General features: G+C 41.2%; 18 protein-coding genes and 1 tRNA gene. 7 read left to right on the plus strand and 12 right to left on the minus strand.

Features of this window, described 5'->3' with window-relative positions; genetic code table 11:
- Positions 1-3: 3 nt before the first annotated feature.
- Positions 4-4,098 carry a tetratricopeptide repeat protein gene (locus tag IPJ09_18500; GenBank protein ID MBK7373387.1) on the minus strand — a complete coding sequence of 1,365 codons (4,095 nt, stop codon included), beginning with the start codon at positions 4,096-4,098 and terminating at the stop codon, positions 4-6.
- Positions 4,099-4,346: 248 nt separating this feature from the next.
- Here IPJ09_18500 and IPJ09_18505 point away from each other — a divergent pair, with 248 nt between their 5' ends.
- Positions 4,347-5,252 carry a tetratricopeptide repeat protein gene (locus IPJ09_18505; protein ID MBK7373388.1) on the plus strand — a complete coding sequence of 302 codons (906 nt, stop codon included), beginning with the start codon at positions 4,347-4,349 and terminating at the stop codon, positions 5,250-5,252.
- Positions 5,253-5,507: 255 nt separating this feature from the next.
- Here the strand turns inward: IPJ09_18505 and IPJ09_18510 are convergent, their stop codons facing one another.
- The 3 genes from IPJ09_18510 to IPJ09_18520 form a co-directional block, all read right to left on the minus strand.
- The gene (locus IPJ09_18510) at positions 5,508-5,669 is read right to left on the minus strand and encodes a GIY-YIG nuclease family protein (protein ID MBK7373389.1); all 162 of its coding nucleotides are present in this window, start codon (positions 5,667-5,669) and stop codon (positions 5,508-5,510) included.
- 177 nt (positions 5,670-5,846) lie between these two features.
- Positions 5,847-6,131, minus strand: a complete 285-nt coding sequence (locus IPJ09_18515) for a GIY-YIG nuclease family protein (protein ID MBK7373390.1) — start codon at positions 6,129-6,131, stop codon at positions 5,847-5,849.
- A gap of 51 nt (positions 6,132-6,182) precedes the next feature.
- Positions 6,183-6,255 (minus strand) — tRNA-Phe (locus IPJ09_18520).
- A 344-nt stretch (positions 6,256-6,599) separates the two neighbouring features.
- Here IPJ09_18520 and IPJ09_18525 point away from each other — a divergent pair.
- The gene (locus IPJ09_18525; GenBank protein ID MBK7373391.1) at positions 6,600-7,034 is read left to right on the plus strand and encodes a DUF1761 domain-containing protein; all 435 of its coding nucleotides are present in this window, start codon (positions 6,600-6,602) and stop codon (positions 7,032-7,034) included.
- Here the strand turns inward: IPJ09_18525 and IPJ09_18530 are convergent, their stop codons facing one another.
- The 5 genes from IPJ09_18530 to IPJ09_18550 form a co-directional block, all read right to left on the minus strand.
- Complete coding sequence (locus IPJ09_18530; protein ID MBK7373392.1) at positions 7,035-8,138, minus strand: agmatine deiminase family protein; 1,104 nt, start codon at positions 8,136-8,138, stop codon at positions 7,035-7,037.
- Positions 8,128-9,003: a carbon-nitrogen hydrolase gene (locus IPJ09_18535; GenBank protein ID MBK7373393.1), complete on the minus strand. Its 876-nt coding sequence runs from the start codon at positions 9,001-9,003 to the stop codon at positions 8,128-8,130. Before IPJ09_18535 ends, IPJ09_18530 begins: the two co-directional genes overlap by 11 nt.
- 82 nt (positions 9,004-9,085) lie before the next feature.
- On the minus strand, positions 9,086-10,570 hold the full coding sequence (guaB, locus tag IPJ09_18540) for an IMP dehydrogenase (GenBank protein MBK7373394.1): 1,485 nt from the start codon (positions 10,568-10,570) through the stop codon (positions 9,086-9,088).
- Between the two features lie 115 nt (positions 10,571-10,685).
- A complete protein-coding gene (locus IPJ09_18545; protein MBK7373395.1) occupies positions 10,686-11,525 on the minus strand; it encodes a fumarylacetoacetate hydrolase family protein in 840 nt (279 codons plus the stop codon).
- A 25-nt stretch (positions 11,526-11,550) separates the two neighbouring features.
- Positions 11,551-12,129 carry a DUF3109 family protein gene (locus tag IPJ09_18550; protein ID MBK7373396.1) on the minus strand — a complete coding sequence of 193 codons (579 nt, stop codon included), beginning with the start codon at positions 12,127-12,129 and terminating at the stop codon, positions 11,551-11,553.
- A 185-nt stretch (positions 12,130-12,314) separates the two neighbouring features.
- Between IPJ09_18550 and IPJ09_18555 the strand changes: the two genes are divergently transcribed.
- From IPJ09_18555 to IPJ09_18575, 5 genes are all read left to right on the plus strand, one after another.
- Positions 12,315-13,637 carry a citrate (Si)-synthase gene (locus IPJ09_18555; protein ID MBK7373397.1) on the plus strand — a complete coding sequence of 441 codons (1,323 nt, stop codon included), beginning with the start codon at positions 12,315-12,317 and terminating at the stop codon, positions 13,635-13,637.
- Between the two features lie 22 nt (positions 13,638-13,659).
- The gene (gcvH, locus tag IPJ09_18560; protein ID MBK7373398.1) at positions 13,660-14,055 is read left to right on the plus strand and encodes a glycine cleavage system protein GcvH; all 396 of its coding nucleotides are present in this window, start codon (positions 13,660-13,662) and stop codon (positions 14,053-14,055) included.
- 78 nt (positions 14,056-14,133) lie between these two features.
- The gene (gene vanZ / locus IPJ09_18565) at positions 14,134-14,454 is read left to right on the plus strand and encodes a VanZ family protein (GenBank protein ID MBK7373399.1); all 321 of its coding nucleotides are present in this window, start codon (positions 14,134-14,136) and stop codon (positions 14,452-14,454) included.
- Entirely contained in the window at positions 14,451-15,374 is a 924-nt protein-coding gene (locus IPJ09_18570; protein ID MBK7373400.1) for an energy transducer TonB, read from the plus strand. The genes vanZ and IPJ09_18570 overlap by 4 nt, the downstream gene beginning before the upstream one ends.
- A gap of 83 nt (positions 15,375-15,457) precedes the next feature.
- The gene (locus IPJ09_18575) at positions 15,458-16,009 is read left to right on the plus strand and encodes an energy transducer TonB (protein ID MBK7373401.1); all 552 of its coding nucleotides are present in this window, start codon (positions 15,458-15,460) and stop codon (positions 16,007-16,009) included.
- A gap of 17 nt (positions 16,010-16,026) precedes the next feature.
- On the opposite strand, the gene IPJ09_18580 is transcribed toward IPJ09_18575, so the two are convergent.
- From IPJ09_18580 to IPJ09_18590, 3 genes are all read right to left on the minus strand, one after another.
- The gene (locus tag IPJ09_18580) at positions 16,027-19,005 is read right to left on the minus strand and encodes a serine hydrolase (protein MBK7373402.1); all 2,979 of its coding nucleotides are present in this window, start codon (positions 19,003-19,005) and stop codon (positions 16,027-16,029) included.
- Between the two features lie 238 nt (positions 19,006-19,243).
- Positions 19,244-20,662 (minus strand): hypothetical protein, encoded by a 1,419-nt coding sequence (locus IPJ09_18585; protein ID MBK7373403.1) that lies wholly within the window; start codon positions 20,660-20,662, stop codon positions 19,244-19,246.
- Positions 20,643-21,236 carry a sigma-70 family RNA polymerase sigma factor gene (locus IPJ09_18590; GenBank protein MBK7373404.1) on the minus strand — a complete coding sequence of 198 codons (594 nt, stop codon included), beginning with the start codon at positions 21,234-21,236 and terminating at the stop codon, positions 20,643-20,645. Before IPJ09_18590 ends, IPJ09_18585 begins: the two co-directional genes overlap by 20 nt.
- Positions 21,237-21,338 lie beyond the last annotated feature (102 nt).

The following is a 21,338-nucleotide window of genomic DNA, read 5'->3' on the forward strand; positions in this document are numbered from 1 at the left end:
TTACTATTTTATTTGATTGATTAAATTTTTAAAATTTTCAGTGGCACGCGTATCGATAGCATTGGCAATATCCATCCATTTTCTTGCACTTGCCTTATCATTTTCCTTAAGATATGCTTTTACCAGATTGATCGCTGTACGGAAATCCGCGTTATCAAAGCTATAGCTTTTTTCATAATTTTGGATAGCTTCTTTTGTATTGCCCTCCTGCATGAGGATATTGCCCATATTATTCAGGACCGAGGGATTGGAAGGTACCAGGCGCAGGGCCTCTTTTAAAATGTCCTTGGCTTCAGATAAGCGACCTGATTGTCCCAGGTATACAGCGTACTTGTTTTTGATAAAAACGTTAAAAGGTTCGTATAGGTATTGATTCCTCATGGTAGCTATGATACCTTCATTGATCTTGCCATAGATCTGGTATGCCTGGTCTGTGTATTCCTTTAATAGACTGGTTTTGTCCACGCTACTTTTGGCCAAGTTGATGGGATGATATAAAGAAGGGCGATAAGCTTGCCGGGCTTCCGCCATAGTGACCAGTTCGGGAAAATGACCTTGATTGAGTTCTAACAGGTATCTGGAAGCCGCTGATTCCCAGGCTTCTTTAAACGAAGCGACTCCTAATAATGTGGTTTCAACAGGTAGCCAGGTCTTGCCATTGTAAATAATCACATCGCGGTTGTTAAATCCTAATACTTCTACCTGGCTCGGATTGATATTGAGATCAAAGGCCATAAAAATATGACCTGGCACATCAATGAAAGCAGTGGGTATACCGGCATTTTCTAACGCAGAACAATATAAAGTCACCAGGTCATCACAATCTCCTCTTTTCTTTAACAAGGTTTCGCCCGGATATTGAAGAAAATCTATCAGGTTCGTATTAGTGGATACTGAAGAATAACTTAAGTCTGGGTCTGGGGTATACACTAATTTTTCCTGATCCAGCATGGAATATATCTGAATGGCTTTAGCAAGATTGGCTTCCAGTGGAACAAAATTAGAGGACTTGAATATATCGTTGCTGGCAAGCGCGTATTCCGCCATTGGACCAGGTCCTACATTAATAAATGAGGCCAATCTCCTTTTGTCAGACCAATTGATCGAATTCCTGCCATAAATGGTGACAGGAACTGTCTTGGTGGATGTGCGGGGTCTTTCATTATAAATATAATTGATAGTTACCCTCGCCTGGAGCTTTTGGCTAAGGGTATTGTCCAATATTTTTGAAGAAAGTATCGCTGTAAGACTCTTGGTATTGTTGGAGTATCCTACGATGACTCCTCCAGGCTGTGATGATGGTTCTTTCATAATCTCGGGAATCTCGACGGTGATCTGTTGATAACTGATGGGCAGATTGGTATTGTTGGTAACAGTTACATCTCCTATAGGCAATAAGGAGGCATCCCCATAGTTGACATATAAAGAAGGGTAGATCTCCTGAATTTTGACCCCCGATATCGACAAGGGGTCTTCGTTTTTAGATACCTGACTTCGCAAGGAGATGGCATTTTGGAGTGCAGATTGGTATTCTGCATTGTTGGGTTCAAGAGATTGGGCTTTTTGAAAAGCTTTCACTGCGTCATAAACGAGTCCTTGCGAAAGATTAGCCGTACCCAGACCATACCATATAGTAGGGTCTTCAGCGTTTGCAATGCTTAATTTTTGATATACTTCAGCCGCCTGATCAAAATAGCTCAACTTTCCATAGAGCTGAGCTAATTTGACTTCATAATATTTGGTCATTTGAGTGGTCTCCTTGAACCCAATCGCTGAGCTATTTCTGGTGAGCGTTTGATATAAATTGATCGCGAGCTTATATTGATCGATCGCCTTTTGAAGGTTATTGGTCTTTTCATAAGCTTCACCAAGTGGGCCGAAAAGTGTTTTGTCAGATGGATTAAGGCGTGAAGCTTTTTCCAACTGGATACTGGCTTCTGAATAATTGCCAAGCGCCAGTTCGGCCAAACCTATTTTGGCTATATAGTTAGGTTGGTCCCTATCATTTAATAACAGCTGTTTGTAAAGGGAAAGTGCTTCCATGGTGTTATTTTTTGCATATTGGATATCGGCCATTTTGAGTTTCCACTGGGTCTCATTGGGCTTTTGAGAAAGGAGAAAATTATATTGAACCAAGGCATCATCATATTTTTTCTGGCCGGAGAGCGAAGAGGCCAATAACTCCTTAGTTTGTAAAGTCTGGTTAGCATCCATGCGGTTGGCAAAACTTTCTAAGGCAGCGCGACTATTTTTTTCAAGATCTGCATATTGACGGGACAGATCTAAAGTTTGCAAATATTGTATGTATTCGTCAATGAAGGGTCTATTGCTTTTTTGTAAAAGTTCGACCGCTTTATTAATATGAAGACCGGCTTCATTGATTAAGGCCTGGAGTTCATATTCAGGGGCACCTGATTTGGATTTTAATTCGAACAAAGAAAGATCGATTTGATATACTCCTTTCCAAACAGAGGTTTGCTCGGGAGCCCAATTGACCATCCTGGTCCTCAGCATTCTGGCATTGGTAAGTGTAGATATGGTTTGCAATTTTTCTAAGGTGGAAGAGATAGAATCAATACTTCTCAATAAATGTGGTTTGAGGAAAGTCTGACTAATCACTTTATCTGACTCAGCGATGATTGCACTAAAATTCTCCTGTGCCGCAAACCTCCAAAACAGGTTGTCAAAACCTTGAGAAAGTCCTTTTTGAATAGCCGGCTCTCTGGGATTTAGATTATAGGCAGTCTTTAAGGCATTGAGACCTTTGATCATATCCACATTTCGTCCGATGAGTGTTTTGCCGATTTCCATCATAGCATTGGATACGTAAAGCACCATTTTTTGTGGTCGCCCCATATATCTCAGGGCATTTTGATAGGCCGCCAGGGCCTCATCAGGTTTATCCGTGGTTTTTAGGTAATTGCCCAAACCAAAAAAATTATCGAAACCTGAGGTTGGAGTACCCATGCCCGAAGGATTAAAAGCTACCAGTTTGTACCTTCTGCTCCTGTTGTCAAAAATAGACCCTTCAGTAATTACGAATGGCTGTTCGTCCGAAGTATAAGCGAGAGAATCGTCGCCATTTCTGTCCTGAGTCAATAACCCATATCGGTTGGCAGTGCCGTCAGAGATTGGTTTAAATGCTACTATCAATTGCTCCTTATTGATATCAAAGCCAAATAAATTTTCAGGAGTAGATACAGGGACTTTATATTGAAATGACTTGACTTTGTCATCACCAGAGGTTACTTGCAAGTGATAGTTTGCTGGATTAATACCAATGTATTTGGCCTTTGATAGATTCAACCCATCGAGAGGATTAGTGACAAAGACTTTCACCGGCTGTTCTTTCCAGGAATAAGTTTCTAACTCTCCTGTGCTGCCATTCCAAACGGTCACATAACCCAGCGGATCTACTATGAAGGATTCAATTTTGCCTTTTGCATCCCCTGGATTGGTAGCATCTACCTGCAACCTGGATTGGCCGTTGGTTTTGCCTTCAGCATCAAACTTAATGATGGTCTGAAGTTTATCATCCAGGACATAGATTGCGTCCTTTCCATTAGTCTGAGCTTTGACAGGGGACACGATCCCATTTAACACCAGGCTTTTAATTGGTTTTCCCGTCTGATCAAAAATATGGATCATGTTTTTACTATTATCCATAATCATGATTTGGCTATTCTGTAAGATGCCTATGGAAGTGGGTTTTCGGATCTTTTCAGCTTGGTTAGCCCCTATTTTATTCAAAAACCTGCCGGTCATCATATCATATGCCAGGATGGCTTTTTCTTTTTGATCCAGTACGAAAACGGTTTTGTCATTAGACACCAAGTCAATCGCTTCGTTAAGTTGATTTCGAATTTCGCTGATTCTTTTACCATTTTTATCTTCTACGATGATGAGGTCTCTGTGGTCGTAGGGGACATAACTTCTGATGTCCTGTGCATTTACAGATGCGACATAAAAATGAGGGGAAGGGGTGGTGACAGCCTGAAGCGAGATTTGTCCGGTTTGATTTAATCCACTGCTGGCTTGTCCACTAATCGTTTCAAGAAAAACTGCCCATGTCAATACAAGAACTAAAAAAAACTTCATTGAATTTTCGATTTTTTCTGAAACCCGGACCAAAAGAGCCATCAACCCTGAGGTTTCGAATGAATGTATTATCTACAATGTAAAAATTGATCAAAAAGTTACTATCAACCTATTAAATATTCAATTTTTCCCTTCAAAATTAAACTTTAGTAGCATCAATCTCAAAGCGGGCTTACATTTGCATAAAAATTTAACCAAAATTGAGAATAATATTTAGTGTTTTTTTTCTTTTTCAAACTTCAGCCTTTTTGACATCACAGGAAGATCCACTGGTGTATTTTAATAGGGGTACTGATCTGAGTCTGAATAAGGACTTTAAAGGAGCTTTGGAGGCCTATGACAAAGCCCTGCAGTTAGACCCAAATCTTTATTATATCTATGCCAGCCGTGCTGAATCAAAAACAGAATTGGGTGATTTTAAAGGGGCTTTGGCAGATTATAATGCTTATCAAAGATTGGTGGAGGATCTTAATTTGCTTGGTGATCCAGAAGTGTTGGACAAAAGAAAAAAACTAATCAGTTTGGTCCCGGGGGCCTCTTCTGAAAGTAATATCACGTTTAATGACAATATCTATAATCCTACTGATGAGCTCTTAAACTCATCGGATGAGCAAAAAGCCTTGTATTATAGAGGCAAAGTCAAATTTGAATCCGGTGATATCACTTCTGCAATTCGTGATTTTTCAGCTGCCATTAGCCGGGATAGTTCGTTTGTGCCTTCATACATTGGTCGGGGATATTGCTACCTCAAATTAAGAGATCTAACGTTAGCGTATAAAGATTTTGACATTGCTGTCTTGTTGAATCCTAAGGAATATTATGGTTTGATAGGTCGGGGAGAAGTCAAAGACAAACTGAGAAATTATGCGAGCGCTGTGGAAGATTTTTCTCAGGCTATTACCGTTTCTCCTGGCAAATATGCAGCATTTTATGATCGTGGATTGGCTTGGTTTAACCAGAAAAACTTTGCCAAGGCGGAAGAAGATTTCAGCCAGGTCATCAAATTAAACCCCAAACATGAAAAAGCTTTCTTTAATAGGGCTGTTGCTAAAATAAATCAACGTAGAAGTACGGAAGCATGTATAGACCTGGAGATGGCTAAAAGCCTGGGTCATAGCCAGGCAGGGATTTATCTGGAAAAGTTTTGCAAATAGGAGAAGGGCTAGCCAACGAAATATCTTCATTCGATCATAAAATAACAAAGGGCATGTCTCACGACAGGCCCTTTCAAATGGGTGGTGCCTCCAGGAATTGTCCCGAAACTTCGGGACAGGGACACCAGGATTTTCAGGTAAATTTCGCAATGATGTCATGCTGTAAATCGGAGGAATTCAAGAACCTAATGATAAACTGCTTACTCTTTTGCTTTTTTAAAAAAGATTCAACCATCCGCGCCTTTGATCTTGTAGTCATGTTAAAAGACCAGACCACAACCCAATCAACCGCTTGAGTGGTATAGAGGTATTAAAATAATGAGTATTGTGTTGATATAATCTAGTTGATAAATCCTCGGTTTCACCAATGTAATGCTTATCAGCTTTTTGACTATACAGTATGTAAACCCAATGCATCGATCATAAAATAACAAAGGGCATGTCTCACGACAGGCCCTTTCAAATGGGTGGTGCCTCCAGGAATTGTCCCGAAACTTCGGGACAGGGACACCAGGATTTTCAGGTAAATTTCGCGGGGAGGTGGTGCGGGGGAACGGGGGGGGATAAGGGACCCAAGGAAAAACGGCCCTGCTTTTAACTAAATTTCGCAATGATGTCATGCTGTAAATCGGAGGAATTCAAGAACCTAATGATAAACTGCTTACTCTTTTGCTTTTTTAAAAAAGATTCAACCATCCGCGCCTTTGATCTTGTAGTCATGTTAAAAGACCAGACCACAACCCAATCAACCGCTTGAGTGGTATAGGAGGTATTAAAATAATGAGTATTGTGTTGATATAATCTAGTTGATAAATCCTCGGTTTCACCAATGTAATGCTTATCAGCTTTTTGACTATACAGTATGTAAACCCAATGCATCGATCATAAAATAACAAAGGGCATGTCTCACGACAGGCCCTTTCAAATGGGTGGTGCCTCCAGGAATTGAACCAGGGACACCAGGATTTTCAGTCCTGTGCTCTACCAACTGAGCTAAGGCACCCACAACTCCTTCAAATTTCTTTAAAAGAGCGGGGCAAAGATAACCGTATTATTTAAAAAACATAGTTATCCGACGATTTTAAATCTGTCAAAGTCCTGAGGGTTTATGGACCAGGTATTTAATTACATAATATCTTCAAATTGTAGAAGTTAGTGAATTTGGCTTGGTTAAATTTATCCCACAAGCTTAAGATTCTATTCATGCTATATGTATCGCTCCTGCATGCCTACTTCGGATATCCAATTTGTCATGTCCTTTGTTTCTAGTATTGAATAAGATAAATAGGCAGTTTTTAAAATTTTAGTTAATTTTTATATATTCGAAGCCTAAAACCTTTAAATATTATGGATCATAAAATGAATATGTTAGCGGTAGCTGTGGCTACTTTAATGCCCATGATTGTGGGATTTATCTACTATCATCCAAAAGTCGCCGGCGGCATGTGGATGAAAGCAAATGGCTTTACTTTGGATAGCATAGGCAATGGCCCTAAGCCTATATTATATGTAGGTGCCCTTGTATTAGCTTTTTTCCTGGCTATGTTTTGTCATGGCAATGTCACCGGCCCCGACCAATGGACAGCCGAAGATGGCCATAGTTATGTGACATTTGCGCATGGTCTTCTACATGGGTTTGGTAACACCATTATGGTAGTGCTGCCCATTCTCGGTACTATGGCTATTTTCGAAAAAAGAAGTTGGCAGTGGTTGGCGGTCAACTGTGTATATTGGTTGATCACTTTAGCCCTGATGTGTGGTATCCTGAGTGCCTGGAGGTAATCAAACCTTCGGTTCTTGTTGACTAAGACAGTGAAAACTGCCAAGTCCCCAAATGATATCAGTGGAATCAATTCCAATAGTTTGACGATCCGGGAAACAATTCTGGATAATATTTAATGCAACTTCATCCTTGGCACACCGATAGGTAGGGACTATCACAGATTTATTGGCAATATAGAAATTGGCATACGAGGCTGGCAATCGCTGGCCTTCGTAATATAATGGGTCTGGCATCGGTAGTTCGATGATGTTTAACTGTTTGCCATTGCGCAATCGCATTTGTTTCAGTTGCTTTAAGTTATGAACGAGCAATGGGTGATTTTCGTCAGCCATATTAGGTTCAATAGATGTGATGACAGTATCCTCGTTGACAAATCTTACGGTGTCATCAATATGGCCATCCGTATCATCGCCAATGATCCCTTCGTCTACCCATAAGATATGATCGACACCATAATAATCTACCAGGTATTGCTCTATCTGAGATTGGTTGAGATGAGGATTTCGATTTTTATTTAACAGGCAGGCTGTGGAAGTAATTAAAGTGCCTGCACCATTAAAGTCCACACTTCCTCCTTCCATAACGATACCGGGGTGGTAAACCGGTAAGTCTAAAGCAAGTGCTATGCGCGTTGGTATCACATCATCCATATCATAGGGAGGATACTTATTGCCCCATGCATTATAACCCCAGTCTACGATGATCTTTTTAATATATCTTGCAGGATTAATCAGAAAAGCTGGTCCATGATCTCTGCACCAGGCATCTTCTGTCGGATGTATATAAAACTGTACTTTACTGAGATCGACCCCAGCATCTACCAGATATCTCGTGGCAGTCTCTTGCATCATGAAGTCTGCCACGTTTATTCTCACCAGTTCACCTTTGGTCAATTCTTTGATAAACTCAACATAAGGAGGGTAAATGGCATGTATCTTGCCCGGCCAACTGGCTTCTTTATGAGGCCAAGAAAGCCAGGTTGCTTCATGCGGGGCAAACTCTGCCGGAAAATAATAACCTTGTTCCTTTGGTGTCAATTTGGATGCGTTTGCAACTCTGGCTTCCACAATATGTGCTTCAGGAAGATGACTATTATTCTCCATCTATATATCGTTTAGTGATCGGTTTATATGAATCAATTCTTCGGTCTCTCAAAAATGGCCAGTGGGTTCTATAAAAATCGGTTTTACTGAGATCGATCTTTTCTACGTGGACCCCTTCCTGGTCGTGAGAAGCCTGGAACATAACTCTACCAAATGGATTAGAGACAAAAGATCCTCCCCAAAATTTCATAACACCGTTTTGTTCGAAGCCTACCCGATTGACACTGACCACATGGACTCCATTGGCCACTGCATGACTTCTTTGGATAGTCTGCCATCCATTATACTGTTCGGTATTGGTAGCTTCATCCTGGCTGGTGGCCCATCCAATGGCGGTAGGATAAAATAATATCTCAGCGCCCATCAAAGCTGTCAACCTGGCTGCCTCGGGATACCATTGATCCCAACAGATAAGTACTCCGATCGTGGCATACCTGGTCTTGAAAACTTTGTATCCAAGATCACCCGGTGTAAAATAAAATTTTTCGTAAAAAGCTGGGTCGTCAGGAATATGCATTTTGCGATATTTGCCGAGATAAGACCCATCAGCATCTATCACTGCGGTCGTATTATGATACAATCCCTGGGCCCTTTTCTCAAATAAGGAGGCAATGATCACGATCCCCAGTTCTTTGGCGACTTTCTGAAGTTTTTCAGTAGTAGGTCCTGGTACAGGCTCAGCTAATTGAAAGTGATCATAGTCTTCGACATCACAAAAATATAAGGAAGTAAACAGCTCTTGAAGACAAACGATCTGTGCACCTTTTTCGGCAGCTCCTCGTGCCATGATGATGGCTTTGTTCAAATTTTCTTCTTTGTCAGCTACGCAGGCCATTTGTACCAAACCAATATTTACAAAAGACATAGGACAGATATTGTATTTAATTGATAAAAATTAACACCCTACAAACCAATTTGGTAATGATAAAGTTCTATTAAACAGATTTTTATGCGATGGAAGAGTAGTTAGGGGACTCTTTTGTAATGGTCACGTGATGTGGATGACTTTCATGTATACCAGCAGATGATATACGCACCATTTTGGCTTTTTGTAAATCAGGGATAGTGGCAGCTCCGCAATAACCCATACCTGCACGCAAGCCACCGATATTTTGCGTCATTACTTCCGACAATTGGCCTTTATATGGCACCCTTCCTTCTATACCTTCGGGGACTAATTTTTTAATGTCATCCTCAGCATCCTGAAAGTATCTGTCTTTAGAACCGGATTGCATTGCGCCCAGGGACCCCATACCACGATAAGTTTTAAACTTGCGGCCTTCATATAATACGGTTTCGCCGGGTGCTTCTTCGACTCCTGCGAACAGGCCCCCTGCCATTATTGTGCTTGCGCCAGCAGCTATTGCTTTGACGATATCACCTGTAAATCGAATACCGCCATCCCCTATTATCGGTATACCACTGCCCTGCAAGCCTTTGGCTGCGGACATGATAGCTGATAGTTGAGGGACACCTACACCAGCGACCACCCGGGTAGTACAGATACTTCCTGGACCTACTCCTACTTTGACTCCATTTACACCGGCTTCTTTGAGCGCTATAGCTCCTTCGGCTGTAGCCACATTTCCTCCAATGATCTCAAGGTGGGCATATCGTGATCGCACACTTTTAACCGCATTCAATACGCCTTGCGAATGGCCATGTGCAGTGTCAATACATATGACATCGACGCCGACATGTACGAGGGCATCGACACGATCATGCAGTTCACTATTGACACCCACGGCTCCACCTACCACAAGCCTGCCTAAAGTGTCTTTGCAGGATAGCGGGTAATCTTCCAGTCTCATGATATCCTTGTAAGTGATCAATCCAATGAGCAGCCCATACTCATCCACTACAGGTAATTTTTCAACTTTATAGTTTTGAAGAATGCCTTTAGCTTGCTCCAGCGTGGTGCCTTTTGGGGCAGTGATCAGGTTCTCTTTGGTCATAATCTCAGTAATCGGCCTTTGAAGTATGGTCTCGAACCGAAGATCTCTATTGGTCAGTATTCCGATGAGATGATTTTTTTCGTCAATAATCGGGATGCCTCCTATGCCATACTGGTCCATAATGATCCGAGCATCTTTTACTGTGGCACCAACTTTGAGCGTAATTGGGTCTATGATCATACCGCTTTCTGATCGTTTGACACTGCGTACCTGGTCTGCCTGGCTTTCAATGGACATGTTTTTATGAATCATACCGATACCCCCTTCACGGGCAATCGCTATAGCTAGTTTTTTTTCTGTCACCGTATCCATGGCTGCAGAAACTACTGGAGCATTAAGCCTGATCCCGGTAGTTAATTGAGATTCTATATTGACCTCTCTGGGCAGGACTTGAGAATAGGCTGGGACCAATAGTACATCATCGAAAGTAAACATCTCTTCGATGGCTGGTGCGAAAGAACTGATTTGTTTTTCCATGTGCAAAGATAAGGTGATTTTGTAAATAGGAAGTGAGCCCAGGTATTTAAAAATCCCTCAAAATCTAAAAAGAGTCAAGTTTCTATTAAAACCCGCCTGTAGGTTGGTTCAGGTATTAAAACCAACGAACGACATTTTCCAACTCACCTATCCCATCTATTTGTATGGTCACTATATCACCTGACTCCAATGTAAAACTGGAAGGAGGTACTATCCCAGTACCTGTCATCAAATAACATCCTTTTTCAAAGATCAATCCTCGAAGCAAATATTCTTTTAACTCGGTGAAGTTTCTTTTCATCGTGCTTACGGTCGTCTGGCCATGATAGACACAGCTGTTTTCTCTAAATATCTTTAATTCAATGCCGGTCGAAGGGGGTAATGGATCGGGGCTGATCATCAAGCAAGGACCTAGAGCAGCACTTCGTTCGTAAGTCTTGGCTTGTGGAAGATAAAGGGTATTTTCACCTTCAATAGACCGTGAGCTCATGTCATTTCCGATAGTATAGCCTGCGATTTGTCCCTGGTTGTTTACAAATAAAGTGACTTCGGGTTCAGGTACGTTCCAGGTAGAATCTTTCCTGATATTGACATGCTCGCCAGGGCCTGCGACCCGGTGGGCCAAAGATTTAAAAAATAATTCTGGGCGATCTGCATCATATACAAGGTCATAGGCAGATTTGGCGTGTTCACTTTCTTCCATTCTTGCATCTCTGCTCCTGAGATAAGTCACACCGGAAGCCCACACTTCCTGGCTGTTTATGGGTGCCATAAGCTTCGTTTTGGATCCTAACCACGTGTCGGCATTGATTGCTTTGGCAGATTTGGTAAAATCCAACAGATGGTTGTGCAAAAAAGGTTCGTTGACTAAGCGATCCCAATCCTGATGTGGATAATAATAAAATTGTTGTTGGTGCTCTACTACGATGTGTTGGGCGGTACGATAAATTCTAATCATATCAAATTCAAGTTTTGTTTATTCAAAGTTGTGTCTCAGATATCCATTGTGAAGCTATATCATCAAGCTCCTGATAAAATTCTTCCCCATACTTCCTGATCAGGGCTGATTGAAGGAATCTATACACCGGCACTTTGAGTTTGGCACCTTGAGTACACGCCGGATTACAGATATCCCATCGATCATAATTTAAAGCTTCCCAGTTTTCTGATTTGTGAATGCGGATCGGGTATAAATGGCAAGAAATGGGTTTGATCAAAGTAGTGGAGCCTTTCTTGTAGACTTGCTCGATGCTGCATTGTAATATGCCCATTGCATCCCTAATGGAGTAAATACATGCTCCGTCTGCTTTAAGAGGTGTATGAAAGGCGCCATCATCAGCCTGGGTTGCTCTTTGGGTTTGGGCCAATGATTTGCCTTCTTCGTCTAATACAGGAGTGATCAAGTCTATATTCTGATTGAGCCACTCGACTTCGGCTGTTTCGAGAGGAGCCCCTCCATCACCCTCAATACAACAGGCTCCCTTACAAGCTTTCAGGTCACAAACAAACCTGTTTTCTATGACTTCAAGACTGATTATTTTGCCTTGTACCTCTAACATATTGGGGCCAAATTAATGTATTTTTTTACCTTGAGACCCTCATGTAACTTAGGAAAAATTGAAAAAAGTAAGAATTGAGGTGTGGAATTTTAAAATAATTGATTTAAATCAGGATGAATCCAATATTTTTGAGCTCCGAATAATAATGGCTGTATATTAATCTTATGAAGAATTTGTAGAACGAAATGGACGAACTCAAGCAAATATTTAGACAAAAATCGCAAGATCTTAAAGAACAAATCAGGTCCTTGCTTAAAGAGCATGGCAATATGAAATTGGATGAGGTCAAACTTGAACAAGCCTATGGAGGCATGAGAGGCATAAAGAGTATGATCTGGGAAACCTCCTTGCTGGATGCACAGGATGGTATCAAATTTAGAGGTTATAGTATCCCTCAACTCCAGGCATTGCTCCCCAAGGCAGATAATGGCACTGAACCTTTGCCTGAAGGCATATTTTGGCTCATGCTGACAGGAGAAATACCCTCCCGGGACCAGGTACTTTGGTTGACAGACGAGTGGGAGCGCAGGGCGGTATTGCCATATGCTGTGACAAAAGTGCTCGATGCGCTGCCGTTAGATGTGCACCCCATGACTCAATTCAGTATAGCGATCAATGCTATGCAGGTAGATTCAATATTTCATAAAAAGTATGAAGAAGGGTTGTCTAAAAACGACTACTGGGATCCTACGTACGAAGATGCCATGAATTTAATAGCCAGGATCCCTCATGCCGCTGCTTATATCTACAGACGAACTTTTAAAGAGAATCAGCATATCCCTGCAGACCTTTCTTTAGGGTGGGCGGCAAATTATGCTCATATGCTGGGCTTGGAAGGAATGGAAAGTTATGAGCTGATGCGCTTGTATCTTACCATCCATGCAGACCATGAAGGAGGTAATGCCTCAGCGCATACTGCCCATTTAGTCGGATCTACGCTGAGTGATGTCTACTTATCTTATGCCGCCGCAATGAACGCGCTCGCAGGGCCTCTACATGGCTTAGCCAACCAGGAAGTGATCAAATGGATATTTGAGATGGTAGATAAGCTCAATACCCGTACTCCGACGAAAGATCAAATCACCGCTTATATTCATGAAACACTCAGTCAGGGCAAAGTGATACCCGGATATGGACATGCAGTCCTCAGAAAACCCGACCCAAGATTTTACGCTCAAAAACAATTTTCAGAAAGATACCTGGCTGACGACGATATCATTAAAATCGTGTGGCAATTATTTGACATTGTACCACCTGTACTCCAGAGCTTAGGAAAGGTTAGTAACCCCTGGCCCAATGTAGATGCACATAGTGGAGCTATGTTGGTACACTATGGACTGACAGAATATAATTATTATACCGTGTTGTTTGGAGTATCCAGGTCATTAGGCGTGATGGCGGCACAATGTTGGTCACGGGCACTTGGATTTCCACTTGAAAGGCCTAAGTCATTGACCAGCGAATGGATCTTCGACTTTGTACAACAAAATACCCTTACCAAAGCTTAATTGACCATTTAACCACATTACCATGTCTATCATCGATTCTTCACTCAAATATACCCCAGAGCACGAATGGGTAAAAACGATATCTGACACCGAAATTCTCGTGGGTATCACCGATTTTGCACAAGGAGAACTTGGCGAATTGGTCTATGTCGAAGTAAATACTGTTGGGAAAAAGCTTCGGAAAGGCGATATTTTTGGTACAGTCGAGGCCGTAAAAACTACTTCAGATCTGTTTGTACCAGTAGGCGGCACTATCAAGGAGTTTAACGAAGCCATTAGTGAAAAAGGTGGAGATCAGCCCGGGCTAATTAATGATGACCCGTACGGGCAGGGCTGGATCGTCCGTGTAGAGATTAATGATCCGGCTGAATTGGATACACTGTTATCAGGGGATGAATATCTGGCTCTTTTGCAATAGGCTTATTTGCACACACCAAAATTGGTAGTCAACCTCATCTTATTTATCAGAAAGTACAAACTAAGTATATTATGGACCTTGACCATAATATTCCTTAGCTTACTTCCTAAAAGTTCTTTCCCCGATTTAAAGCTTCAAATGAAGTATCTGGACAAAATCGTTCACTTCGGTTTTTATTTTTTACTGATTAGTTTTTACCTCTACGAGTCAGGCAGTGTGAGTTCAAAATCATTAATAATCAAGGGCTTATTATTTTGTATGCTGTTAGCAATAGGGACTGAATTTGGTCAATTGATGTTTTCGGCTAGCCGTAGTTTTGAGATATGGGATATTGTTGCTAATATTATCGGGTCATTTAGTGGATTAATTATTTTTCGAACTTTAAAACAGTTTATATGAATTTAACAGAAATTGACGGTAAAATCGGCATTTGGCTGGTATTAGCTATCGTGGCTTCTGTGGTTGCAGTGATCTATGTTCTTAAATCCATATTTAAGAAAACTGCGACTGAAGATCTTGCGAGCAAATACAAAGACAAAAAATGGGATTCGCCGATGGAAGGCACCTATAAGTATCCGGATGTGGATGTTTTTGGGATGAGTGGTCCTATTTTCAGATACGGTTTGGCTGCTGCATTAGCGCTGTCTGTCATAGGACTTAACTGGACTTCTTATGACAAGAAAGTAATCATACCTACAGGAGCTCTTGCTTTTGATGATGAAATACAGGTAGAAGTACCTCGTACCGCCGAGCCGCCACCACCTCCGCCACCACCTCCGCCACCTGTGGTTCAGGAGATTAAAGTAACTGAGGAAAAGATTGAGGAAAAAGTAGAGTTTGTGGATCAGTCTATACAGGAAGAAACTGTAGTGGAGGCTCCCCCACCACCTGCTCCTAAGAAAGAAGCTCCCCCACCACCACCCCCACCACCTCCTCCAAAGAATGAGCCTGATGAAATCTTTAAGGTGGTTGAAGAAGCTCCCCGTTTTCCGGGATGCGAAGACAAGGGGTCTATGGACGAAAAAAAGAAGTGTGCCGACGAAAAAATGTTGCAATACTTATATAAAAACATCAAGTATCCCAATATCGCTAAAGAAAATGGTGTACAAGGGAGATGTGTGGTTACCTTCGTCGTTGAAAAGGATGGTAGAATCACTGACGCCAAAGTAGTAAGAGATATCGGAGGCGGCTGCGGCGAAGAAGCTTTAAGAGTGGTTAATTCTATGAATGAAATGGGAGAACGCTGGAAACCAGGCAAACAAAGAGGAAATGCCGTGAGGGTTCAGTTTAACTTGCCAGTCACGTTTAAGCTCAATTAATTATTTTACAATACAATGAAAGAGGCTGCCTGATGGATCAAGCAGCCTTTTTCTTTATTATAACTTTATCCAAATTAATTATTATGAAGCGGTTTTTTCTGGACAACAAGCAATACCTACTGATCATAGCAGCGGTGATCGCAGCATTTATCTTTAGAAACTTATTTATTTCAGAGGCTAAATCGACAGTACAAAGTGAAATCAAATCCAATACCGCACCTTCAGGACAGAGTGATGAAGAGCTAGGTATTCTACATGTGGTAGAAGTAGCACCCAGATTCCCGGGTTGTGAAGATTTATCGACTATAGATGAAAAGAAAAAATGTGCGGATCAGAAAATGCTCCAATATCTGTATGGTCATATCACCTATCCTCAATACGCCAAAGACCATGGTATTGAAGGAAGATGTGTAGTCACTTTTGTGGTTGAAACTGATGGTTCGATCAGTGAAGCTAAAATCTTAAAGGATATCGGTGGTGGATGTGGAGAAGCTTCTTTGAACATAGTGAACTCCATGAACCAAATGCCTCAGCGCTGGATACCAGGCACTCAAAAGGGCAAAGCAGTTCGGGTCAGATTTAATTTGCCGGTTTCCTTTAAACTCAAGCCGATTGAGGAAGAGGAGGTTAAATAAATATCTATTGCCTAATTTTATTGGCCAAGTTCCATTGTATTGTCAAGTGGGATTTTTTGATCTTCCATGGCCAGGTAGACAGCATCTAATAATCTCGATCGATATTCATCTTTGTGCAGCCGGTTATTGTTCATAGAAGGATAAGTCCGATTACATAAGAATACGAACACCAATTGTTTTTCAGGGTCTACCCACGCACAAGTGCCCGTGAAACCTGTGTGACCAAAAGTACCAGGGGATGCCAAATAGCCTGCTGGCTGAGGTTTGGCGGGGTCTAATTCTTTCATGTCAAATCCAATGCCACGGCGAGTAGAACCTAATTGCCTGGTAGCGAACAGCTTGACCGTCGATGATTTTATAAGTTTTTCACCACCATATTGACCTCCATTAAGAAAAAGCTGCATGATGGTACCTAGTTCTAATGCATTACTAAAAAGTCCTGCATGACCGCTTACACCATTCATCATGGCTGCTCCCATATCGTGGACATAACCCTGGATAGTCATTTTTCTCCAATAAGTATCTTTTTCGGTTGGGGCAATCGAGGATAAAGGATATAATTTGTAAGGATTATATAAAGTGTGTGTGAGCCCCAATGGAGTATAGAAGAATTTTGACACAAACTGATCTATCGAAAGACCTGACTGATATTTGACCATCTGGGCTATCAGATAAAACCCTAAGTCGCTGTAGAGGTAATTTTTATTAGTCCTTAATTGAGAATCTAAAATTTGTTGCCAGATCTGTTGGTCATAGCCTGTCTTAAGATATAACCCTTTTTCAACAGGCAGGCTGTACTTTGAGCTTTCTGTAGTGGCGTAAATAGAAGGATCTAATTTGTAAGTGCGTTTGCCAGTTTTGACCAGGGTTTCTTTGTAAAATGGAATCCATCCAAGCAGTCCTGCCTGGTGGCTCATGATTTCGGTTATATTAAGTGATGACTTGTTAGATTGTTTAAGATCTGGTAGATAGTCAGACATAGGTTGGTCCAAAGTGATTTTGCCTTCGTCATATAATCTCATAACTGACAAAGTGCTTGCTGCTACTTTCGTAAGACTGGCAAGGTCATACATGTCGGTCAGGTTTACAGGAATTTTATGCTCATAATCCTGATAGCCAAAGGCTTTTTGATAGACAATTTTTCCTTCTCTTGCTACCAATAACTGACCACCTGGAGCAGCATGGATAGATACGATATCACTGGTCAAGGCATCTAAAGCCTCTAACTTTTGCCCATCGATTCGTACCCGTTCAGGAATGGCATATCCAAATCGCATTAAACTTTCTGAGTTGAGCCCTGCGCCGAAGGGCATGTTAGGGCCAGATGATACCGGCAGTCGCCCATTGATGCCTATGGCGCCAACAATAGCTTGAGCAGTGAGGTCTTGCATCAAGGCATCGTCTTCATAAGACTGTATGAGCCAATCACTGTCGCCAAAATTAGTCAGCGCATAAGGGCTTCCAAAAGACACCAGGATCACTTTGGTAGTTAGACTGAGCTGGTTGATGAATTTTAAAGCACTGCCAGAGAGTCCAAAGTTTTGCTTGATGTTTTTATTAAGACCATGAAGGCTGACTATGACGATATCGGAATTTTTAAAGCTGGCTAATAGGTTGTTGGATTGTGTTACGCTGATGTCAGTGTCGGCTTGTTGGTGATAGATTTTTGCGTAACTGTCCAACCTCCATTGAAACGGAGTCTTGGTTTTACTACCAATCGACAAAGAGGCGATTTTATGCTGATCTAATTCTGTCAGCGGAATCAACCGGTTTTTATTTTTGACCAGAGTGATGGCTTGTTCGTAAAGTTTGCTTTTGAGTGCCTGCGCTTTTGGGTTATTGACATCTTTATCCAGGTTGCTTAGTGAAACACGTGGATCTTGACTCAATCCCATGCGATATTTTGCAAGCAAAATTTTCCTCACCGTTTGATCAAGTTTTGATTTTAATTCAGAGCTCTCATTTACAGCTTTAAGTATCTGTGTAAAGGATAGGTCAATATCGTTAGGCAGGCATAGCACATCGCAACCGGCATTAAAGGCTACTAATTCCAAAGCACCAGGATCGTAATTTTTAGTTACAGCTTTCATCTCCAGGGCATCAGAAAAAATGAGACCATCAAAGGCCATTTCATTTTTAATCAATCCTGTCATGGTGGAACTGGAAAGTGAAGTAGGCAGCAATTTGTTTGTTTCTAAAGCAGGCACCTGCAAATGGGCTACCATGACACTCTGCATACCTTGGTCAAACAATAATCTGAATGGGAAGAGCTCTATGGAGTCCAACCTGGCCCTGTTATAAGGGATCACCGGGAGATCAAGATGGCTGTCTACATCAGTATCGCCATGACCAGGAAAATGTTTTGCACAAGCCATGACACCATGATCCTGCATACCCTGCATATATTGGTAAGCTTTGGTAGTGACTGCTATCCTGTTCTCACCAAATGATCTATCATTGATGACTGGATTGGCCGCATTGATATTAATGTCGACGACTGGAGCAAAATTGATTTGAGTGCCAATGCGCCTAAGCTGATCGGCTATCTCCGCACCCATATCATAGATCAGTTTGTTCTCCTTAAGAGCCCCCAAGGTCAATTGCCTTGGAAAACTAATTGCAGCAGATTTATGTCGCATGCCCAACCCCCATTCTGCATCGATGGCCACCATAAGTGGTGTCTTGGACATAGCCTGGTAATTATTCGATAATTCAGCTTGCTTCAATGGAGTGCCCTGGAAAAAACAAAGCCCGCCTACATGATATTTTTTTATTTGTCTTTCCACTTCAGCTATATGCTCCGGACCTTTGTCTGAGTGGGCCCTGATCATAAAAAGCTGACCAATTTTTTCGTCAACACTAAGAGAAGTGAAAACCGAATCTACCCATTGGGCTTCAGCCGCCGGAATGGTTGGTGTGTAAGGGACCTGCACAGGCGGAGCAAAACTTACAAACTGAACTAACAATAGAGATAAGAGTAACAAACTTTTCGGCATGTTACAAATTTATTGAATAATTATTTAAAGTCAGTTAATGCTTCATGGTCTTATGAAAAGAATAAATATGCTTAAAAAGTATATACACATTTAATGAATACAAAATCAATTAGAGCATAAGGAATTAACCATGATAGTAGGGTATTTATTCCAGTAAAGATCCTAAAGGTTAATTTAAAAAAATAGAAACCAAAATCTTAAAAAACAATGAAATCAAACGGCAAGTCTACAGACTCACTTATTTGCTTGTAGGTATGGTCCAGGATAAGGCAAACTGACTGCCAAAAGATCTTAACCGAACATGGCCTTCGCCAACTCCTTTTAGGGGTAGTTGGTAATAAGGAGTGATGGAAATGCCTAAATGTCGTGAAATCGATTTTTGAATGCTTACGCCCGCGGATGCCGCGGCAAGCCAATGCCAGTTCTTTAGGGTATAGTCATCCACAGAGTGACCAGGTTTGGAATTAGCATGGAGATAATCATAAGCATAAACCTCTCTATCCATTCGCATTGAACTAATACCGGCATTTAAAACCAAAACAAAAGATTTAGTGTTAATCAGGTCGTACTTCAAATAGATAGGCAGTTGCAGTACACTGCAGGCACCCTTGATATTATTAATCGTTAATTTCTTAAAATAGCTATTGTAGGGAATCTCGTAATCTTCCTTCATAGCATTGTAATATTTTGTTGATTTCTGAAGCCCCGCGCTGAGTGTAAATCTGTTCATCTTGAATCCAAGGTCTACACCGTAAGCCTTGCCTAATTGGCTGTAAGATCTTTGAACTACGCTGGTATATTCTGGAGACCAACCAAGTTCAATAGAAAGTGAAGTGTGCCTGGGTGATTTGGTTGTGATAGGCATTGGATCATCCCAATGTTTTAAATGAATCACTCTGTCATACTCCATGGATTCAATATTAATGGGAGGTAAGACTTGAATGTTGAGTAACTTGTTTTGAGTGGTCTGGGACGAACCAATAGTAGGATCCACGGTTTCATTATTAGGATCGATTTTGAGTACATTCGCAGATTGGTTGGGAGAAGGAGATTGGTCTTTGGATTCAGTCAATGATGCAGACGAGTGCCTGCTAATGACTTTATCGGCCAATGGAAATTTGTCAGCGTAAGGGGATTTGTCCAGGCCACTCAAACGGCTTTTATTAACTCCGGTTGATGATAAAGTGCCAGAAATTTTCTGCTTAAGTGTTTTAGATTCGTGATTGAATGAAGCGGCATTGGCAATAGGGCTAGCCATGTCTGCGTGACCAGTTTTGTTTTGTTCAACCTCAAGATTTGCATTGTCTATTTGTGCAAAATCTGAGGTCACTGGTCCCTGTCCAAAAATCCGATCAGTGGTTACTTTTAAAGGATATAAATTGGGTTTTATCGAATTATAAGCTTCGCTGGAAAGTACTGGTAAAGGATGTTGCATTGATTTTTGAGAGTCAGAAGGCAAGTATTTAATGATGGCCAATAATGTGGTTCCGATGATCAAAAGGCCTAAGGGCCAAAATAATAGGGCAAATCTTTTTCTTTTTCTTTTATTCAACAGGTATTCCATCTCATGCCAGGACTGTTCATGAAAGGGGCTGTCTGCATCAGCAGCTAGCTTTTTTATATACTCATCAAAATCTTCAGATTGCTTTTGGTTCATATTTTTTAGAATAAATCTCTGAGGATAATAATTTTTGAAGGTTGATTCTCGCTTTGGCAAGGTTTGATTTGGAAGTACCCGGGGAGATATTTAACATTTTACCAATCTCTTCATGAGAATAGCCATCGATGACAAACAAGTTAAAAACTGCCCGATAAGAGGGAGTGAGTTGATTGATGCTTTTCAATAATTCATCATAGGAGAGTTTGGAAATCGCTTGTGACTGTATACTTAGATTGGTCATTTCGTGAGAATGATCAATCGTTAATTTTTTCTTCTGGTTGGCTTTCCTCAACCGGTCAATGGAGGTATTGACCAAAACTCTTCTAATCCAGGCTTTTAACGATCCTTCCAGACTATCCTGTCTTTTTTCAAACCGATGTACTTCAGTAAAAACCTTGAGAAACCCATCATTGAGGACTTCTACAATATCTTCGTGGGATGAGAGGTACCTTTGGCAAATGGTATAACCAAATCCATAAAAATGCTTATAAAACCTCTTTTGACCTTCCCTTTTTTGCTGGATACAGTCATCTAAGATTGAAATTAGCGTCGATTCCGGCAATATACTCACCCCCATTCGATTTAATAATACGCAAAATACGGGCTTGTGGTTGCTTGTTTGTATTCGAATTATTCCACTACATAATCCAGTAATTCCCAGCATTCGACATTC

This window comes from Saprospiraceae bacterium, assembly GCA_016709995.1.
Taxonomy (GTDB): domain Bacteria; phylum Bacteroidota; class Bacteroidia; order Chitinophagales; family Saprospiraceae; genus JADJLQ01.